This window comes from Bacillus sp. 03113, from assembly GCF_006546985.1.
Taxonomy (GTDB): domain Bacteria; phylum Bacillota; class Bacilli; order Bacillales; family Cytobacillaceae; genus VATK01.
Window position 1 is genome coordinate 91,907 of sequence record NZ_ML637008.1, and the last position, 18,510, is coordinate 110,416.

Genomic DNA, 18,510 nt, shown 5'->3' on the forward strand with positions numbered 1-18,510 from the left:
TAGAAGGTTATGGAAATTACTTCCTTCGATTATCCGAACAAACAATAAAAGCATGTGACACTTTTGTCACATGCCCATGATATTTATGAATTCATTTCTTTTTGGAAAGGTTAAAGTAAAGGATGTACCTACTTCTAGTTTTGATTGTACATGTATATTTATTAATAATGGTTTAGCTGCTTTTTTTGTTAAATATAGCCCCATGCCTGTTGCAGCATTGTCATGATGCTTTGTCGTTGAAGTAAATCCTTTATCAAAGATGCGCGGTACATCCTTGGGATCAATCCCCCGGCCAAAGTCCGTTACTTCAAGGATTGTTTGATCATTTTTCTCATAGCTTTTAATCATGATATCGGTTTTCTCACTATATTTAACAGCATTTGTTAAAAGCTGTCTAAGGATAAAGGCTAGCCATTTCGCATCACTAAGCACTTCCGTTATCTCTAACTCAATATCAAAGCCAATCCCTTTTTGAATACACCATGATTGTAACGTTTTGATCTCGTTAAACACTAAGGTGTTTAAATCTGTCTTTTCAATGTATAAATCATTCTCGATAAAAGATATCCGTTTTTGATGTAGCTGCTGGTCAAGCAGTAGATGAATTCGCAGCCATTCATAAATCAAATGAGATTTTAGCGATGCATCTTCTAATCTCTCAATCATTAAATGCATCGCTGTCAAAGGTGTTTTAACTTCATGAATCCACGACAATAAATCATCCTTCTCTTGAGCTACAGTCATTAGGTTTTGTGATGTGATTTGATTAAGCAGATCTGCTTGGTGAGTGATGCTTTTTTCAATCATTTTTTCAAAAGGACTTTCTGGGTCAGCTAGACCCGCTACGTCAAGATTATACTCCCATTCTTGTAAGCTTTTATAGAATTTCGTTTCTTTATTGTAGCGGATGATTAAAAAAATAGAAAAAATGATAATGAATAAAAAGACGATATACAGAATAGCTTTTAATGGGATCGTCGAATCAATATAAGCAATAAAGATAATAAGGAATTGCATGAATAAAAAAAGGATAATCCAACTGCGCTTTTCTATTAAATATCTTTTAATCATATGTATTTGCCTCTTCAGTAGCAATGTATCCTTGTCCAACCTTCGTTTCAATGAAATGCCCTAAATGAAGCTCATCTAGACGTTTGCGCAGTCGATTAACATTAACCGTTAAAGTATTGTCGCTTATAAAACGTTTATCATCCCATAAGCTATTGATTAATTTTTCTCGACTGACGATTTTATTTTTTTGTTCAATCAGCAGTTTTAAAATGAAAATTTCATTTTTGGTTAGCTCGATCGATCCCGCATGATTGGTAACCGTATTTTTTTCATAGTCCACCGTTGCACCACACCATGTTTTGAGATTTACTTGTTCTGTATTGTAGTTATATACACGGCGAAGAATCGCTTGAATCTTTGCAATGAGTACATCAAAATGAAATGGCTTTTGGATGAAATCATCTGCTCCAAGCTGCATAGACATGACCATATCAGTAGGGTGGTCGCGGGATGATAAAAAAACGATTGGAACGTTTGAATGGGATCGAATCATTCGACACCAATGAAAGCCATCAAATTTGGGCAATTGAATATCAATGATGACTAAATCAGGCTTGATCTCTGTAAATTCTTGAATTACTTTACTAAAATCAATAATCCCATACACATCATATGACCATTGAGTTAACCGTTCTTTGATTTCATTGAATAGAGTTGTATCGTCTTCAATTAACAAGAGTTTAAACATTGGTACCACCACACTATTTGCTTATCTTTACATAAATTTTATATCAAATCCATTATTTGTGCTATATGTGTATGTCTGAAAATAACTGCCTAAATACTAAATACATAGTTAATCATCCATGCTGTCTATTAAAGACGGAAGCTCAATGATTGGATCTAATTTTGGATCCGCTTCAAATGGAAGAATTTCGATCTTGTCTAGTTTAGTAGCAACATCATATTCACCGATCAACGTATCTAATAGAATAAAAGAAGCAGTGATCATGTCGTCGTTTTGGGAATCAAACCCTTTTATATATAAATATAAATTTATTCCATCATCTTGTTGGTCGTATGTGAAAAAAACGTTCTCAGGCAGTAATTCTATTTCATTGAACTTTATATTAAAATCTTCTCCTCTTTGACGGAAAGCGATAATCTTGAAATCTTCAAAATTGGGTGCTTCATTCACAAGACCTTCAACAGCTGGAAATGCAGAAAGAATCCCATCAGCACTTATAATAAATTCCCGTTTTCCATCTACTAAATCAACACTAAATTCAAATGTTAGATCAGGATTTATTTTTGAAAGCTGTTTTTCAAGTTTGTGAAAAAGAGTACCTAGATGCTCCTCATTAAGTTGTAAATAATCATCGGAGTGTTTTACAAACCAAGTCCAAAAATCTTTGTAACTATTTTTCATTTGTAAGTTACCCTTATTAAACATAATAAGCCCGTTAAATCGCTCGTATAAAGCATAGACAGGATATAAAACACCTAAAAAAACAATGACAGCAGGTATTTTGTCAATTGCTGGAAAAATATCTGATAACAAGTCTTTAACCTTTTCCGTTATATAAATAAAAATAGGAATCATAATAACTGCTATAAGTAATAACCAAGGTGTTACACGGCTTTCTTTTAACTTCGTTTTGCAATGAGGGCATTTCATTGTAAAAGGTGATGAAAAGTCTTCAAAGTCATCCAATGTTATCGGAACCTCACATTGAGGACAAGGGACAGATGTTTTCATTACAAGTTCTCCTTTTTATTAAAATGCTGAGTGAAAAGGATGGAATCAATTCCATCCAACACCGAAGCAATTATAACACAGGGAGGTAGATTTTACTAAAAGTTGGAAACTTACTGTCTATTAAATATGAGATAAATATATGAAGAATAAGTAGTGTTAACTAAATAGATCTTAAGGGGAAAATAAATAAGTTTGGTAAAGGAGTCTAGGGCCTCACTACGATCTTATACACTTGCCATAGCATAGGTAAATCAAAAATGCCAAGCTTCCTCGTAAAAAGCGCAGGGCATTTTTGATTTATTGTTTCCATTTTTATTAATGTTGAAAAGCCATGTAATCTAGCGTTTTTCTTTACGAATAGTATGTAACAAATTCACCAACAGGTTTTCTAAGAACATCCCCTCTATAAAAAGAAAGTACCCTCGTAGTAACACGGGGGCACGGAACTCATATGAAATTGAGGAAAATCTTGATATTAAAAAGTTAAATCTTTTTTGGAGTTTATTTTTTTCAAAATATTAGAATGGGAGTAGGAAATCAAAGTATAATATTGTCCTCTAATAGTTCCATGTTAGTAATAAATACTCGATGATTTTTAATAGTTATAATATCATTTCGCTTCAATTGTTTTAGAATTCTGCTAACACTGCTTGCTGTTGATATGCCGCAGAACTTTGCAATTTCTTCATTCGTAACTGGAAAATCAATCATCATTCCATCAGGTGTTCGAACACCAAAAAGATCATACAAATCGTAAAGCTGTGTACAAACAGCACCAAATTTACCATTTAACAACATCTGTTGCATTTTCTTCATAACATAAAGCAAACGGTATCTATAGAAATCTTTTACGTAACGTTGTAATTCTGAGCTCTCATTAATGTCCTTCCAAAATTTCACACGATTAATTCGATAAAATTCAGCAGTCTCAGATTCAACTCGGATATTGTAAGGTGAATCAATAAATTGTGAATACTCATCCCTTAATATTGAAACAATTTCAAGATCTGTAATGTATCTAAGATTAAATTCGCGACCATCATTAGAAATTACACTTGCCTTTACAATACCACTCTTCAAAATATAAGTATAACAATCCTCTACACCTTCAAAGGTTAAATACTTATGATACCTCTTTTGGACAATTGGTAAACGTTTTTTTTCAACATATTCCTTTAACACTCTATTATCCAACAATTTCCCCCCCATCAATGATTAGACCTTAAAAATATGTCAAAATCCGATCTTTTTTTAAATTCATTCGTAATTTACAAATGAAATTAACATTTGTTATGTACTTAAATATATTACCACTGCGTTTTTAATCATTCTACATATTCGTTATACTTTCACTTGTAATTTTATATAAAGAAGGCGATCGAACATGAATTTTTGGATGAATGCAATTATTGATCGACTAGAAACAGCATACCGAACAAGATTCGATATGAAAGCATCGTTCGTATTTTTGAATGATGCTCACCAAGACTCAATAGTATTGGTAAAAATAATGGGAAGTGAATCAAATCAAGACTGTAAGGAATTTCTAGACTTATTCATGTCCACACGTGATCTATTTATTCAACAATTAGTAGATAGATACCCCTCAAATTATCATGATGTAGAAGTACAAATCGAAAAATTAAAAGCTTATTCAAATTAAGGAGATACGAAGTTACATGGAAAAGAAACTTTTTAACAAACACTTTATCGGAATTACATTAATTAACTTTATTGTCTACTTGGTCTATTATCTTTTGATGGTTATCATCGCAGTAATTGCTCAAGATAATTTACACGCTACTTTAAGTGAGGCCGGATTTGCTTCAGGAATATATATTATTGGAACATTGCTAGCTCGCTTATTTATGGGTAAACAGTTAGAACTATTGGGGAGAAAAATCGTTTTACGCGGTGGAGCAATTTTTTATCTTTTTACAACGATCGCCTATTTATTTACCCCAAATATCAGTATTCTATATTTAATTCGGCTTTTAAACGGCTTCGGATATGGAACAATCTCTACGGCAACCAATGCTATCGTTACAGCCTATATTCCTGAAACTAAAAAAGGGGAAGGAATAAACTATTATGGATTAAGTACAAGCTTAGCTGCGGCTATTGGACCTTTCATTGGAATGATTTTAATGAATATGACAAACTTCTATTTTATTATTTGGTTTTCCATTATTTTAATTTCTTTAGTGACTCTTTCTTGCTTTATATTTCCCGTTAAAAATATTCAGTTATCAGAAGTACAAAAAGCTCAATTAAACTCTTGGAGTATTCATAGCTTTATAGAAAAAAAAGCTCTATTTATAGCAGGCATCGCTTTTCTAATGGGACTTTCTTATTCTAGTGTGCTAGCATTCTTGTCTTCTTATACTAAAGTGATTGATCTAGTCACGGCAGGATCTCTTTTCTTTGTGGTATATGCATTAGTAATCACATTCACTCGTCCTTTGAGTGGTCGAATTTTTGATTTAAAAGGTGAACAGTATGTAATGTACCCTAGCTATTTCTTCTTAACAGCGGGTTTATTTTTATTAAGTATAACTACTAATAGTACGATGTTGTTAATCTCTGGCGCATTAGTCGGATTAGGGTATGGTACCTTTATGTCAAATGGTCAAGCCGTTTGTCTCAAAGTTGCTAACGCACACAGAATTGGAATTGCCTTATCTACTTACTTTGTTGGTTTAGATTTAGGATTGGGTGTTGGTCCCTATCTTATGGGTACTTTAAGATCTCTCACTTCTTTTAGGGGTCTATACATCATCGCAGGAGTCATTCCTCTTGTTTGTACTGCTTTATATTTTACTAACAATAAAATTTCACTGAATAAGAGTAAGGGCTATGAAATTAAACTTAATCGGTAAATTTGGACTATGTCAGTTGAAAAACAACATCGAATATATTATGTATACTAAAGAAAATTACGCTTCGATCGTTAGATGGTTTTCTGATTACTATAATGCCAAAGAAATATCTAGTGGTAAGCAAATTTCCTCTAAGTTAAAACCTATTGAATATAGAGATATTTTGGTCTTCTGTCAAGAAAGTGCGGTCCCAAGTCATTTTATCTATAAATGGACTGTAAAATTATTTGGATGGGGCCGTAAAAGGAATGTATGAAGAGCAATTTGAAAATTTAGTAAGATTTATTGAAGAGAAAGCTGAATATGAGTAAAAACCACCGCAAATTTGTTTTGCGGTTTTTTAGTTTCTTAATAATCAATATGGATATAAAAATGCTAATATGAAGAAAAAATACTAAAGGAGAATAATAATAAAATGAAGCTTTTTGAATTTGAAGAGCAAATAGATGACGTCATTTTGCAACGTGGTCGGGATTATTTTAATAATGGAAATGTTGAAGAAATAAAAGAAATAGATAACAATCGATATATTGTCGAGGTTGCTGGTTCAGAGATTTATACAGTAAGTATTAAATTAAATGAAAATGAAGTGATTTTGGAAACCGATTGTGATTGTCCGTATGATTGGGGAGAGTTTTGCAAGCACCAAGCTGCGGCATTTTTTGCATTAAAAGATGAAAAGGAAGGAAATTCAAAGAAGTCCAGAAAGAAAAAAACTACAAAACCTGAAAAAAAAGTTAACCTAAAAACAATTGTATCAAGTCTCTCAAAAGATGATCTCATTAATATTATCCTTGAAAGCTCATACGAATATCCTGAAATAGAAAAGAAGCTTCTATTCAAATACGCTCCAGCTAAGGATGAAATTTCTGTAAGCAAAAAATTGATAAGGGAATATATTAATCGGTCAAAACGTCATGGTTTTATCGAATGGAGATATGTAAGTGATGCGGTACAGGGAGCAGAGATAACACTTGAAAAAGCACAAGCAAAAATAGAGGATGGGGAAACGGAAAGTGCTGTATTGTTGTGTATTGCTGTTTTATCTATTGTTGTAGATATGCTCCAATACTGCGACGATTCAAGTGGAATTGTAGGTGACATCATAAACACTAGCTTAGAGATGATCGATGAGGCAGTATCAGAAGGGATTGATCAACTGAATCAACAACAAGAAAAAACGTTGTTTACGGCTATTTTGAAGGAAGCACAGAATTCACGCTATGAAGGGTGGACGGATTGGAGCATCAGTCTATTAAAAGCTTGTGTCTATTTTGCAGGCAATGCTGATTTAAGATTAACATTGGAAACCTTGTTTAATAGGATGATTGAAAAAGCAGGAAACGATGCATGGAATTCAAAATATATAAAGGAAAATGTAAAGCTTCTTCAGTTGGAACTATTAGAGCAATTCGATGGAGATGAGAAAGTAAAGCAGTTCATCAATGAAAATGTCTATTATAGTCCAATAAGAGAAATAGCGATTAACAGATTGCTTAAAAAAGAAGATTATCATGAAGTAATTCGTCTTTGTAAGGAAGGAGAAGAGGTGGATAAGGAATACCGGGGTCTTGTTTCTCGATGGAAAAAATATCGATTTCAGGCTTATGAAATGATGGGAGCCATATCTGAACAAAAGGCCTTAGCGTTAGAATTTTTATATGTAAGTCATTTTGAGTATTATGCTAAACTGAAAAAATTATATCAGCCAAATGAGTGGGACGAGGTCCTAAAGGAAATTATTTTATATTTTAAATTACAGTCTCATCGTCCATCTGTCTTTTTACAGATATTAATTGAAGAAAATTTAACAGAGGAGATTCTTGAATATTGTAAGAAAAATATTTCTTCCGTACAAACCTTATTTCCATACTTAGTAAAAGATTATTTCGATGAAGTAAATGATCTTTTTATCACTTATATCGAAGCATCAGCTGCCCAAGCGAGTGATAGAAAAAAATATAAGAATGTATGCAGTCTCATCAAAACATATAAAAAGGCATTTGGTGATCACCATGCACATGAAATGATCCAAAGTTTAAGAGAAAAATATATCAGAAGACCAGCGTTTGTCGATGAGCTTGGGAAGATTAAGTAAATATGAACTATTTAAATATCTCTTACCGAATTCGAACTCGTAGACTTTCAGCGTTAGGAGACATATATTGACACATGATAAAATATATGTTATTAAAATAGTGATTAGCACTCAAGTGAATAGAGTGCTAAAATATGATAGTTAAAGTAGTAGTAGCTACCTTTTTTAGCGCATATTTTGAAAGGGGAAAAATAACATGGAAAAAAAGCAATTTCAAGCAGAATCTAAACGACTTTTAGACATGATGATTAACTCCATCTATTCTCAAAAAGAGATTTTTTTACGAGAGTTAATTTCAAATTCCAGCGATGCAATCGATAAAATTTATTACAAAGCTTTAACCGATGATACATTAAGCTTTAACAAAGATGATTACTACATAAAGGTGATTGCAGACAAGGAAAATAGAACATTGAAAATCTCTGATACTGGGATTGGGATGACGAAGGAAGAACTTGAAAATAATCTTGGTGTTATTGCTAAGAGTGGCTCTTTAGCCTTTAAAAAAGAAAATGAATCAAAAGATGGACATGATATTATCGGTCAATTTGGAGTAGGATTTTATTCCGCTTTTATGGTAGCGGACGTCATAACCGTTATCAGTAAAGCTCTAGGATCTGACGTTGCGTACAAATGGGAATCAGAAGGGGCAGATGGCTACACGATTGTTCCATTCGAAAAAGATTCTGTCGGTACAGAAATTATTTTGAAAATCAAAGAAAATATCGAAGATGATCAGTATGATGAGTATCTAGAAGAGTATCGATTAAAGTCTATCATCAAAAAATACTCTGATTTCATTCGCTACCCAATTAAAATGGATGTCACTGGCAGCCGTCCAAAAGAAGGCAGTGAAAACGAATTCGAGGATTATCAGGAAGAACAGACTATCAATAGCATGGTTCCGATCTGGAGAAAAAATAAAAATGAGCTGACTTCTGAAGACTATGAGAATTTTTATCAAGAAAAGCGTTACGGTTTTGACAAGCCGCTAAAACATATCCATACTAGCGTTGATGGTGCGATAAGATATAATGCTATTTTATTTATTCCCGAGAACATTCCGTTTGACTATTATACAAAGGAATATGAGAAAGGGTTGGAGCTCTATTCAAATGGTGTTTTAATCATGGAAAAATGCGCCGACTTACTTCCTGACTATTTTAGCTTTGTAAAAGGAATGGTTGATTCCGAGGACTTATCTCTTAATATATCAAGGGAAATTTTACAGCAGGATCGCCAATTAAAGCTAATTGCAAAAAACATTAAGAAAAAGATCAAAAGCGAGCTGCAAAGCTTATTGAAAAATGAAAGAGAGAAATTTGAAGAGTTCTATAAATCCTTCGGCAGACAGTTAAAATATGGCGTTTATAGTAATTTTGGAAGCGATAAAGAAGTATTGCAGGATTTATTAATGTTCTACTCCTCCAAAGAGAAAAAGCTCGTTACTTTAGATGAATACGTATCAAGAATGCCAGAGGACCAAAAATATATTTATTACGCATCTGGCGAATCAAATGAAAGAATCGAAAAATTGCCGCAAACAGAAGTTGTATCTGAAAAAGGCTATGAAATGTTATATTTCACAGATGATATCGATGAATTCGCCATCAAAATGTTAATGACGTATAAAGAGAAAGAATTCAAATCAGTGTCTAGTGGCGATTTAGGGATTGAATCAGAAGAAAGCAACGAGAACAAAGATTCAGAGACAAATGAAAACAAAGACTTGTTTGACTATATGAAAAATATTTTGTCTGGAAAAGTAAAGGATGTCAGAGTATCCAAAAGATTAAAATCTCATCCGGTATGCTTATCTGCAGAGGGTGAAGTAACGATTGAAATGGAAAAAATATTGAATGCTATGCCTGATAACCAAAATGTCAAAGCGGATAAAGTGTTAGAGATTAATGTAAATCATGAAGTATTTCAATCATTAAAAGATGCGTTTGAAAAAGATAAAGAAAAAGTATCTTTATTTACAAATCTTTTGTACAACCAAGCCTTACTAATTGAAGGATTGGCAATTAATGATCCTGTTGAGTTTTCAAATAACATCTGTAAAATAATGGTCTAAAAAAAAATGAAGCGTGGGCTAAAACCCATGCTTCATTTTTTTAATAATCGTGACTTAATCCTTTAAATTTATGACTTAAGAAAACTAAAAGAATAAGAAATTTCTATGAAATAATTTCATGGAACGCTTTTGAAAATCTTTGTTGTAAAATGAAAGCGTTTTCGTTATAGTGTAGAAAGACATATATCATTCACTGAAAAAAGAAAGTGTTTTTGATCTTTTATTCCTATTTTTCACTCTTTTGATGTTGGTTATCAAATTTTTTACTTTGTGATGTCTAGTCAGTTGAAGGGGAGATCTCATGAAGATTAGAAAAGGCAGCAAGGAATTAATAAAAGACATTAATCGTTATAAGGTCATTAATATTTTAAGAGAGCACCCCTGGATAAGTCGAGCAGAAATTGCCTCCAATAGTGGTTTAAGGCAATCAACGCTTACTTATATTTTAGATGAATTAATGAGTCAGCAGGTCATTGTTGAAGTTGGTGAGTCATTATCTACTGGAGGAAGGAGAGCGAAATTACTAGAATTCAATAAAAATTATGGATTAATCGCTGCGGTAAAGATTGAAGAAGTGCGCAGCTTAGTAGCTATTACGAATATGGATGGACAAATACTAAAAAAAAGTGAAATCCTTTATAAAGAAGATCCAATACCTGAAGACGTTGTGAATATGATTTCCCAGCAAATAAAATGGCTTTTAAATCAAGTAAAAAAGGAGAAGCAATCATTAATGGGGATCGGTGTCCTTTCATCTGGTCTTGTGAATCGGGAAGAAGGCTTCATTATTCGGTCTTCTATTTTAGGTTGGGCTAATATCCCGATCGCCAAAATGTTAGAAAAGGAGTTTCCTAACCTTCCAGTTTTTGTAGATAAAAATATTAATGGTTATGCTTTAGCTGAATTATGGGTTGGAAAAGGAAAAGAATTAAAAAATTTTGCCTTAGTATCCGTTGGGGCAGGATTAGGATTATCGATTGTGATGAATAGACGTATTTATTACGGAGCGATTGGCGGAGCAGGAGAGTACGGTCATACAATCATTCAGGTTGGCGGCTATCCATGTCACTGTGGGCAGCGAGGCTGCTTAGAGATGTATGCTTCAGAATTTTATTTTAAAAACAAAATGAAAGAGCTGCTGCCGGAATATCCAGAAACAATATTAAGGGACTTTCTTTTTGAAAACGTTTCCAAATCAGTAGAAAAAAAAGATGCTTTAGCCATTCGGTTAATGCATGAGATGAGTGAATATTTAGGTTATGGCATTCTGAATTTAATCAATACGCTAAACCCTGAAACAGTTATTGTAGCTGGAGAGGGGATGGAGTACGAAGAATTGTTTATGCCAAAAGTAAAAGAGATCGTGAGAGAGAATTTTTTTTCAAAGGCTGAAATTTATACAGATATAAGAAATAGTAAATTGTCATCAGATGCATGGTTAACTGGTGCTGCGTTACTTGCAATCAATCATTTGTTTAAGGTACCCATATTTGAAGCAGATAGAGTACGAATTTATTAAATAAATCATTGGGGGAAAAAGTAATGAAGAAAAAAGTATCGGTATTGGCTATTATCGGAATGGCATTGATGTTAATTGTTGGATGTTCCAATTCTTCGAATGGTAGTGAGAAGAAAACAGTTAAATTTTTTAATGGGAAAGTTGAATCTGTGGATTATATGAATGAATTAATTGATCAATTTAATAAGCAAAATTCTCAATATAAGGTCGTACAAGAATTTCAAAAAGATGCGAGCAGTGCAATGCAAACGAAACTAGCTTCAGGTGATGTTCCAGATTTAACAAATACAGATGTGACACAGGAATATATTGATGCAGGAAAATTTGAAGATTTATCAAAAGAAGATATTTGGAATCATATTAACCCTAATATTAAACAATTGGTGACAGATATTAAATCAGGAAAGCAATATAAAATAGCTACGAACGAGACAATGGCAGGAATTTTCTATAATAAAGACCTGGCTCCAGAAGGGATTGCTTTTGATACGTGGGATCATTTTATTACGAGTTTAGAAAGCTTGCAGGCTGCAAATGAAGGAAAAGATGCATTGTATCTTGGAGGAAAGGATTCCTGGACCCTTGGTCATTTAATGGAGTTCTGGGGACATGGGATCGTAAAAGAACAATATAGTGTATTGGAAGCGAAAAAATTATTTATTAACAATGATCAATCGGTGTTAAATTTTGCTTCTAGCGATGGACCTATTTATACGTTTGCTGAAAGGTTAGCAGAGTTAAAAGAGAAGGGGCTCATCAATCAAAATGCGATTACGGCCTCCTATGATGAACAAATTGAGAAGTTTGCAAAAGGTGAAGCGATTGCCATTCCTCAAGGATTTTGGGCAATGAGTGCCATTCTTCAAAAAAACAAAGAAATGAATATCGGTTTTATGCCATTTCCATCTATGAAGGATGGTGAAAAACCACTCCTATTGGTAGCCGAAGATTCAACCTATGCGATTCCTAGTCAAGCAAAAAACAAAGAAGGAGCAAAAGCGTTTTTGAAATTTATTCTGAAAGAAGAGAATTTAAAGGGATACAGTGAATTCATGAAATCTCCATCAGCCTTTGAAAATATCGATTCAAACTGGAGTGACAAGAAGAGTGAATTTGAAAACGCCAAAAAAGAAAGTGTAAATATTGGCTTTACCAGCTTTCCATCTGGTTTTTCTGGTGATGATAGCGGTCGATACGTTCAAGCCTTCCTGTCAGGACAATATAAAACTGCACAGGATTTTACTGAAGCTTATAGTGAAGCATGGAATAAAAGTAAGAAGTAGTGAATAGTGGAGGCGTTGTTATCATGAACGTCCGAAATAAATTGAAGCCATTTAAAGCTCGCTATCTATTTGCTTTACCCGCCTTAGTCCTTTTTGCTGTTTTTTTTCTCTATCCTTTTTTCAATGGATTTTGGTTAAGCTTGACCAATTGGGATGGGTTTACAAAGCCACGGTTTATTGGTGTGCAAAATTTCATTGATTTTTTCAAAGATGAGCGGGCCATGTCAGCTGTTAAGAATACGATATTGTTTGCCCTGTTTAGCGCTCCATTATTAAATATTGCTGGCTTGATCTATGCATTGCTTTTAGAAAATAACCGTATCAAAGGAGTGAAGCTGGTACGTACACTTGTGTATTTGCCAGCGATCATTTCTCCTTTAATTATGGCGTATATTTGGACGTTTATCATACAAAATGATGGTTTTTTACCGTCCCTATTTTTACACATGAAGCTAGGATTCTTAGTAAATGATTGGCTAGCAAATCCAACCTCGGCATGGGCGTGGATAATTGGAATCAACGTATGGCAATTCTCTGGAATGACGATGGTGATTTACCTATCAGGGCTGCATGGGATTCCTCATGAAATGTATGAAGCTGCAGAAATTGATGGAGCTGGGTATATTCGTCAGCTTTTTTCTATAAAGCTGCCTAATTTGATGCCTGCTATTACGATCAATGTCATCACCAATATAATCGGTTCGCTTGCCATTTTTGATGCAATCGTTGCGTTGACAGATGGGGGACCTGGCTATGCAACGGAATCGTTAAGTATTTATATTTTACGTATGGTGTATGGAGGATCAACTGGATATGCTGTAGCAGTTGCAATGGTTATGTTCTTTATTACAGTTATTCCTGTGATCACGTATATTTTGCTAACAAAACGGAAAGGGCTGGCCATTTAGGGGGTAAACATGAAAGTATATAAAGTTGCACATTATATGACGTTATTGCTCCTTTCACTCGTGTCAATTATTCCTTTTGGTGTTTTGCTATACCTTGCGTTTACAACAGAGAGTATTAAAAGAAAAGAGGGATTAGGACTTACTTTTTCTAATTTTACAGACACAATTACTAAATTTGATATTATTCGAGCTTTGACGAATTCCTTTGTTATTACTTTCGGAGCCATTCTTATATTAATTATGGCATCTTCCTTCGCTGGGTATGCAATTGCCCGTTTTAAAATCTTTTTTAATAAAGCGATTTACCTATTATTTTTATTTAGCATGATGATCCCAGCGATTATCAATAGCGTCCCATTATATAAAGTTATGCATGCGATTGGCGGAATTAATTCTCGTTGGGCAATGATGCTTCTGCTTGCAGCGAATGCCTTGCCATTTGCCACTTTTTTATATGCAGGATTCATGTCTTCTATTCCTGAAGAATTAGAAGAAGCAGCAATTGTTGATGGGGCAAATCGTTTGCAGGTATTCTTTTATATTGTATTGCCTCTTTTAACACCAGTCACAGCAAGTGTAGTCATCATTAATGGAATTGGCATTTGGAATAACTATTCTCAAGTCGTTTTCTATTTACAGGATCAAGAAGTACAAACCATTCCGCTCGCTATTTCGATGTTTTTCCAGCAATACGGTGCACAATGGCATTTAATGGCCTCAGCAACGACTATGGCTATGATTCCAGCAGTCATCGTCTTCGTATTAGGACAAAAATATTTTATGAAAGGTTTATCTGCAGGTGCAGTTAAAGGGTGAAAACTAAATGTTAAAATATGCAGATATTTTCCCAACGAAAGCACAGTTTCTATCCGATGAAGAGCTTTCTTTTCAGCTTGAATGGTTCGTACTAGAAGCGACGTCCATTCGAGTTCAAGTAGAACTGATCGATCTGGATCAAGTAGTGGATCGGAAAGAGGCTGTATTAGAATCTGAAGGTGGCTATTTTTCACGAGAAATAATTGTTTTTGATAGAAGATCAGAGGGTTTTAAGGGATTTGGAGTAGAAGCAAGTTTATATAAAAATGATAAATTAATAGGATTTGCATCAACTGCATGTGACATCGTTGATTCCCATAAAAAAACAGTACGGTATGGATTTTTAAGTGATTTTTTCGTGGGACAAGAAGAGGATACTGCAAGCTTAGATTGGATGAATAAAATGCATATTAACTACGTTCAATATTATGATTGGATGTATCGACATGATGATTTCATTCCAAAAGAGGAAGTGTTCGCGGATTTATTGGATCGAAAGCTTTCCTTAAAAACCATATGCAGCCGAATAAAACAAGCTAAAAAATATGGAATGCAAAATCTAGCTTACGGGGCTATCTATGGAGCAACGAAAGAGCTATTTGAAATGCATCCAGAGTGGGCACTTTATAACTCAGCGAATGAGCCCATTACATTCTTCGATTTTCTTCATATTATGAACATACATGAACATTCTCCTTGGCACCACTATATCATCAATGAATATAAAAAAGCGATTGAACTTGGTTTTAATGGCATTCATATGGATACGTATGGATTTCCTAAAGTAGGCTTCTCAATAGATGGTATCCTTCAGAATCTAGAAGATCAGTTCCCTGTATTAATAGACCATACGAAAGAACAACTGAAAAGCGTAAAAGAGGATGTTTCATTAATTTTTAACAATGTGGGAAATTGGCCAGTTAATACGGTTGCAAAGGCAAATCAAGAGGCTATTTATATTGAAGTTTGGGATCCTTATACGGATTATGAACATATTCGTAAAATCATTGTGGATGCTAAATCGTGGGGAGGTCATAAACCCGTAGTTTTAGCAGCATATTTGAAGCCTTTTAACGAAGACAACATCATAGGTGCAGAGAATGCGGCTCTTATATTAACCGCGACTATTACGACATGTGGTGGATATCATTTGTTAATAGGAGAAAATAATGGGTACCTTACTGAAGGCTACTATCCTAACTATTATAAAAGCCAAAATAAAGGCTTTAATAACAGAATGCGTAAATACTATGATCATATTGTTCGCTTTATGAATATATGGTTTGATGAATCTTTACGTGATGTATCATTAACTCATTGTAAGGGAGATAATCAAGAATATATCATTGAAGGTGTTAGCTACAGTCCAAATCCGATTTCTGATAAAATTTGGGTTACTATTAAAGAAAATAAAAATATGCAAATGATGTCATTTATTAATTTGAACGGAAATCAAGATACAATATGGAATAAAGAAAAAGTGGTTGTTCCAACGTCCTCATTCAAAGTAAAAGTTCAATTGAATTATAAAGTAGAAAGTGTTTTTTATTCTTCACCTGACCAGGACAATATTATGAAGAAGCTAAAATATGAAATCGTGAAAAACGATCGAGGCATGTATGCTGTTATCGATGTCCCTTCTATTGAAGTATGGGGTACATTAGTTATCAAAAATCAATAAGGGCAAATATATAGTATGGAGGAAAGACGGATCTATTTAGATTCGTTTTTTTTCGTGCATTATATATTCAATGGCCGAAATGTTTAGTTATTGCTTAATAAATTGATTGAAAATTCTGTTGACTCTTTAGCAACGATAGAGTTTATAGTATGAGTATTAAAAATACTTCATCAGTATTTCTGCAGGGCTTGATAATATAGAGGATCTTACTTTTTAATTTGAAACATTGTTACCGCTTATCAAATCAGCAATCCATAAATAATACATAGCATAGGAGTACGTTTAGAATGAAAAAATATTGGGTCATTTTATTTCTTGTTATCGCTAATTTATTTTGGGGTGGGCATTACGTGTTTGGAAAATATGTTGTTGCAGAAATGGATCCATTACAAATTACTTTTATCAGATGGATTATTGCGGTTGTTTTTTTGTTTCCTATTGCCCAAATAATTGAACGCCCTGATTGGAAAAAAGTGTGGAGGAAGTGGAAGCTTCTATTAGCAATGGCTGCTTTTGGAATTATAGGGTATAACTTTTTCTTGTATACAGCGTTGCAATATACATCATCTTTAGATGCAGCGCTAATAAACTCTTTAAATCCAGCGTTAATTGTCTTGTTTTCGGTTATTTTTTTAAGGGAAAAGATCGGTCCGATAAATATTGGAGGCTTGTTGATCTCGTTGCTCGGCGTGTTGCTTATCTTAACGAAAGGACAATTACAGCAAATCTTTAGCATTCATTATAATCAAGGCGATTTAATCATGCTGTTTGTGATCTTTAATTGGACTGTTTACTCCATTTTAGCAAGGAAAATAAAAGGAATTCCTCCAATTTCAGCAACGGCAGCATCAGTCTTCATTGGGATCATTTTATTAATTCCATTTATGATTTTCAATGGTGTTCATTTCCCACACAGTGAACAAGCTATAGTAGGTATACTTTATATTGGTATTTTACCGTCGGTAGGATCCTTTGTATTTTGGAATATAGCTATTCAGAAGATAGGAGCAAGTCGTGCTGGAATCTATTTGAATTTTATCACCGTTTTTACGGCCATTATAAGTGCTTTTCTAGGACAGCCTATTACACTTATCCAGCTTGTTGGGGGTCTACTTGTCTTTTTAGGAGTGTACTTATCTAGTAAAAAAAGTCGTACAATAGAAGTTAAACCGCAGACTTCGTGGGAATTGCGTAAGACAAATAGTTATTAATCTTTTTTAACTTTAAAGAAGGATGATCAATGTCAATAGGATCATCCTTCTTTGTGTTTCATTTATTTGGGAGTGGGTACACAAAAGAAGTGAAAAAATCTTTTTGTTTAGTTGTGAAAAAAACATGTCAATTTTTCTGACAATATAATTGTACACCTTATGAAAAGGTGATATCTTATAAAAAATACAATATACAATATATATAACACAATATATTTATTGGTGTGTAATAAAGATATATTGCATAATGGTATGAAAAGGAGGTACAACACAATTAGCGCAGTCTCTCCTAGTAGCACCTGATTCAAGGCACTAGATTTTTTTATGAATTACCATGTTGGAAAAAAGTGAAATTACTTAATGTTATTAAAAATTTAGGGGGTTATTAAGACGATGAAGAAATTTTCTATATTTATTCTAGTACTTATTTTTACTTTAATTTTATCTGCATGTGGGACAAGCAAAGATAAAACTGAAGAGAGTGCTAGCAGTGGAACAGATTCTAAAAAGACGTTAAGAGTCGTAACGGATGCTGCTTATGCTCCATTTGAATATATGGATAAAGGTAAAATTGTTGGTTTTGATGCCGATTTTCTTAAAGCTGCAGCAAAAGAAGCAGGTTATAAATATGAGCTAGTTCATGTTCCATTTGAGCCATTGTTGTTAGAGTTAAAAAATAAGACAGCAGATGTGGGGATTTCTGCTATTACGATTAATGATGAAAGAAAACTAACATATGATTTTTCAGTTCCTTATTTCTTATCAACAAATAAAATTTTAGTTCCAGAAGACAGTACTATTAAAAGCGCGAATGATCTAAAGGATAAGATTGTTGCGGTGCAAAGTTCAACAACTGGACAGGAAGCAGTTGAAGGACTTTTAGGGAAAAATAATAAAAACATTAAAAAATTCGAAAATACGAATTTAGCGATCATGGAATTAACAAGCGGTGGGGCGGATGCTGTTGTTGCGGATAATACCGTTGTAGAAGAATATGCAAAGAATAATCCAGATAAAAAATTAATTGTAATAGAAGATAAAGGTAGCTTTGAACCTGAATATTACGGTCTTGCTTTTCCAAAAGATGCGAAGATAAAAGCTGATTTTGATAAGGCGATTAATACATTATACGAGAATGGAACTTATGCAAAACTTTATCAAGAATGGTTTAAATCAGAACCAGATATTGAGGATTTAAAAGCACAGCAATAGAAATATATTCAAATAAAAAAAGTTAAGGATTTAGAGAAAAACTGCGTAGCTCTAAT

15 protein-coding genes are annotated in these 18,510 nt (G+C 33.5%); 11 read left to right on the forward strand and 4 right to left on the reverse strand.

Annotated features, from left to right (window positions below; translation table 11 throughout):
- Window positions 1-66: 66 nt before the first annotated feature.
- The 4 genes from FDO66_RS00465 to FDO66_RS00480 all read right to left on the reverse strand — a co-directional run bounded on the left by FDO66_RS00465 (window position 67) and on the right by FDO66_RS00480 (window position 3,964).
- On the reverse strand, window positions 67-1,071 hold the full coding sequence (locus FDO66_RS00465; protein ID WP_141430441.1) for a sensor histidine kinase: 1,005 nt from the start codon (window positions 1,069-1,071) through the stop codon (window positions 67-69).
- The gene (locus FDO66_RS00470) at window positions 1,064-1,759 is read right to left on the reverse strand and encodes a response regulator transcription factor (RefSeq protein WP_141430442.1); all 696 of its coding nucleotides are present in this window, start codon (window positions 1,757-1,759) and stop codon (window positions 1,064-1,066) included. Before FDO66_RS00470 ends, FDO66_RS00465 begins: the two co-directional genes overlap by 8 nt.
- Before the next feature lie 108 nt (window positions 1,760-1,867).
- Window positions 1,868-2,770 (reverse strand): hypothetical protein, encoded by a 903-nt coding sequence (locus FDO66_RS00475; RefSeq protein ID WP_258535515.1) that lies wholly within the window; start codon window positions 2,768-2,770, stop codon window positions 1,868-1,870.
- Between the two features lie 537 nt (window positions 2,771-3,307).
- Window positions 3,308-3,964 carry a Crp/Fnr family transcriptional regulator gene (locus FDO66_RS00480; RefSeq protein WP_141430443.1) on the reverse strand — a complete coding sequence of 219 codons (657 nt, stop codon included), beginning with the start codon at window positions 3,962-3,964 and terminating at the stop codon, window positions 3,308-3,310.
- Between the two features lie 190 nt (window positions 3,965-4,154).
- Here FDO66_RS00480 and FDO66_RS00485 point away from each other — a divergent pair, with 190 nt between their 5' ends.
- The 11 genes from FDO66_RS00485 (at window position 4,155) to FDO66_RS00535 (ending at window position 18,454) form a co-directional block, all read left to right on the forward strand.
- Window positions 4,155-4,433 carry a hypothetical protein gene (locus FDO66_RS00485; protein ID WP_141430444.1) on the forward strand — a complete coding sequence of 93 codons (279 nt, stop codon included), beginning with the start codon at window positions 4,155-4,157 and terminating at the stop codon, window positions 4,431-4,433.
- A 16-nt stretch (window positions 4,434-4,449) separates the two neighbouring features.
- Window positions 4,450-5,649, forward strand: a complete 1,200-nt coding sequence (locus FDO66_RS00490) for an MFS transporter (RefSeq protein ID WP_141430445.1) — start codon at window positions 4,450-4,452, stop codon at window positions 5,647-5,649.
- A gap of 415 nt (window positions 5,650-6,064) precedes the next feature.
- Window positions 6,065-7,747 (forward strand): SWIM zinc finger family protein, encoded by a 1,683-nt coding sequence (locus FDO66_RS00495; RefSeq protein ID WP_141430446.1) that lies wholly within the window; start codon window positions 6,065-6,067, stop codon window positions 7,745-7,747.
- A 196-nt stretch (window positions 7,748-7,943) separates the two neighbouring features.
- Entirely contained in the window at window positions 7,944-9,824 is a 1,881-nt protein-coding gene (gene htpG, locus FDO66_RS00500) for a molecular chaperone HtpG (RefSeq protein ID WP_141430447.1), read from the forward strand.
- Window positions 9,825-10,125: 301 nt separating this feature from the next.
- A complete protein-coding gene (locus FDO66_RS00505; RefSeq protein ID WP_141430448.1) occupies window positions 10,126-11,343 on the forward strand; it encodes an ROK family transcriptional regulator in 1,218 nt (405 codons plus the stop codon).
- Window positions 11,344-11,366: 23 nt separating this feature from the next.
- On the forward strand, window positions 11,367-12,626 hold the full coding sequence (locus tag FDO66_RS00510; protein ID WP_141430449.1) for an ABC transporter substrate-binding protein: 1,260 nt from the start codon (window positions 11,367-11,369) through the stop codon (window positions 12,624-12,626).
- A 23-nt stretch (window positions 12,627-12,649) separates the two neighbouring features.
- Complete coding sequence (locus tag FDO66_RS00515; RefSeq protein ID WP_141430450.1) at window positions 12,650-13,534, forward strand: carbohydrate ABC transporter permease; 885 nt, start codon at window positions 12,650-12,652, stop codon at window positions 13,532-13,534.
- Window positions 13,535-13,543: 9 nt separating this feature from the next.
- Window positions 13,544-14,350, forward strand: coding sequence for a carbohydrate ABC transporter permease (locus tag FDO66_RS00520; protein WP_141430451.1), 807 nt, complete (start codon window positions 13,544-13,546; stop codon window positions 14,348-14,350).
- A 7-nt stretch (window positions 14,351-14,357) separates the two neighbouring features.
- Window positions 14,358-16,031: a glycoside hydrolase family 66 protein gene (locus FDO66_RS00525; RefSeq protein ID WP_141430452.1), complete on the forward strand. Its 1,674-nt coding sequence runs from the start codon at window positions 14,358-14,360 to the stop codon at window positions 16,029-16,031.
- Between the two features lie 287 nt (window positions 16,032-16,318).
- Entirely contained in the window at window positions 16,319-17,242 is a 924-nt protein-coding gene (locus FDO66_RS00530; protein ID WP_141430453.1) for a DMT family transporter, read from the forward strand.
- A gap of 393 nt (window positions 17,243-17,635) precedes the next feature.
- Entirely contained in the window at window positions 17,636-18,454 is an 819-nt protein-coding gene (locus FDO66_RS00535) for a basic amino acid ABC transporter substrate-binding protein (protein WP_141430454.1), read from the forward strand.
- Window positions 18,455-18,510: the final 56 nt, after the last annotated feature.

Bases quoted from the DNA above. Each gene is read 5' to 3' on its own strand.
- FDO66_RS00465 (WP_141430441.1), bottom strand. From the start codon at position 1,071: ATGATTAAAAGATATTTAATAGAAAAGCGCAGTTGGATTATCCTTTTT.
- FDO66_RS00515 (WP_141430450.1), top strand. From the start codon at position 12,650: ATGAACGTCCGAAATAAATTGAAGCCATTTAAAGCTCGCTATCTATTT.
- FDO66_RS00490 (WP_141430445.1), top strand. From the start codon at position 4,450: ATGGAAAAGAAACTTTTTAACAAACACTTTATCGGAATTACATTAATT.
- FDO66_RS00525 (WP_141430452.1), top strand. From the start codon at position 14,358: ATGTTAAAATATGCAGATATTTTCCCAACGAAAGCACAGTTTCTATCC.
- FDO66_RS00495 (WP_141430446.1), top strand. From the start codon at position 6,065: ATGAAGCTTTTTGAATTTGAAGAGCAAATAGATGACGTCATTTTGCAA.
- FDO66_RS00505 (WP_141430448.1), top strand. From the start codon at position 10,126: ATGAAGATTAGAAAAGGCAGCAAGGAATTAATAAAAGACATTAATCGT.
- FDO66_RS00510 (WP_141430449.1), top strand. From the start codon at position 11,367: ATGAAGAAAAAAGTATCGGTATTGGCTATTATCGGAATGGCATTGATG.
- FDO66_RS00520 (WP_141430451.1), top strand. From the start codon at position 13,544: ATGAAAGTATATAAAGTTGCACATTATATGACGTTATTGCTCCTTTCA.
- FDO66_RS00470 (WP_141430442.1), bottom strand. From the start codon at position 1,759: ATGTTTAAACTCTTGTTAATTGAAGACGATACAACTCTATTCAATGAA.
- htpG (WP_141430447.1), top strand. From the start codon at position 7,944: ATGGAAAAAAAGCAATTTCAAGCAGAATCTAAACGACTTTTAGACATG.
- FDO66_RS00475 (WP_258535515.1), bottom strand. From the start codon at position 2,770: ATGAAAACATCTGTCCCTTGTCCTCAATGTGAGGTTCCGATAACATTG.
- FDO66_RS00535 (WP_141430454.1), top strand. From the start codon at position 17,636: ATGAAGAAATTTTCTATATTTATTCTAGTACTTATTTTTACTTTAATT.
- FDO66_RS00485 (WP_141430444.1), top strand. From the start codon at position 4,155: ATGAATTTTTGGATGAATGCAATTATTGATCGACTAGAAACAGCATAC.
- FDO66_RS00530 (WP_141430453.1), top strand. From the start codon at position 16,319: ATGAAAAAATATTGGGTCATTTTATTTCTTGTTATCGCTAATTTATTT.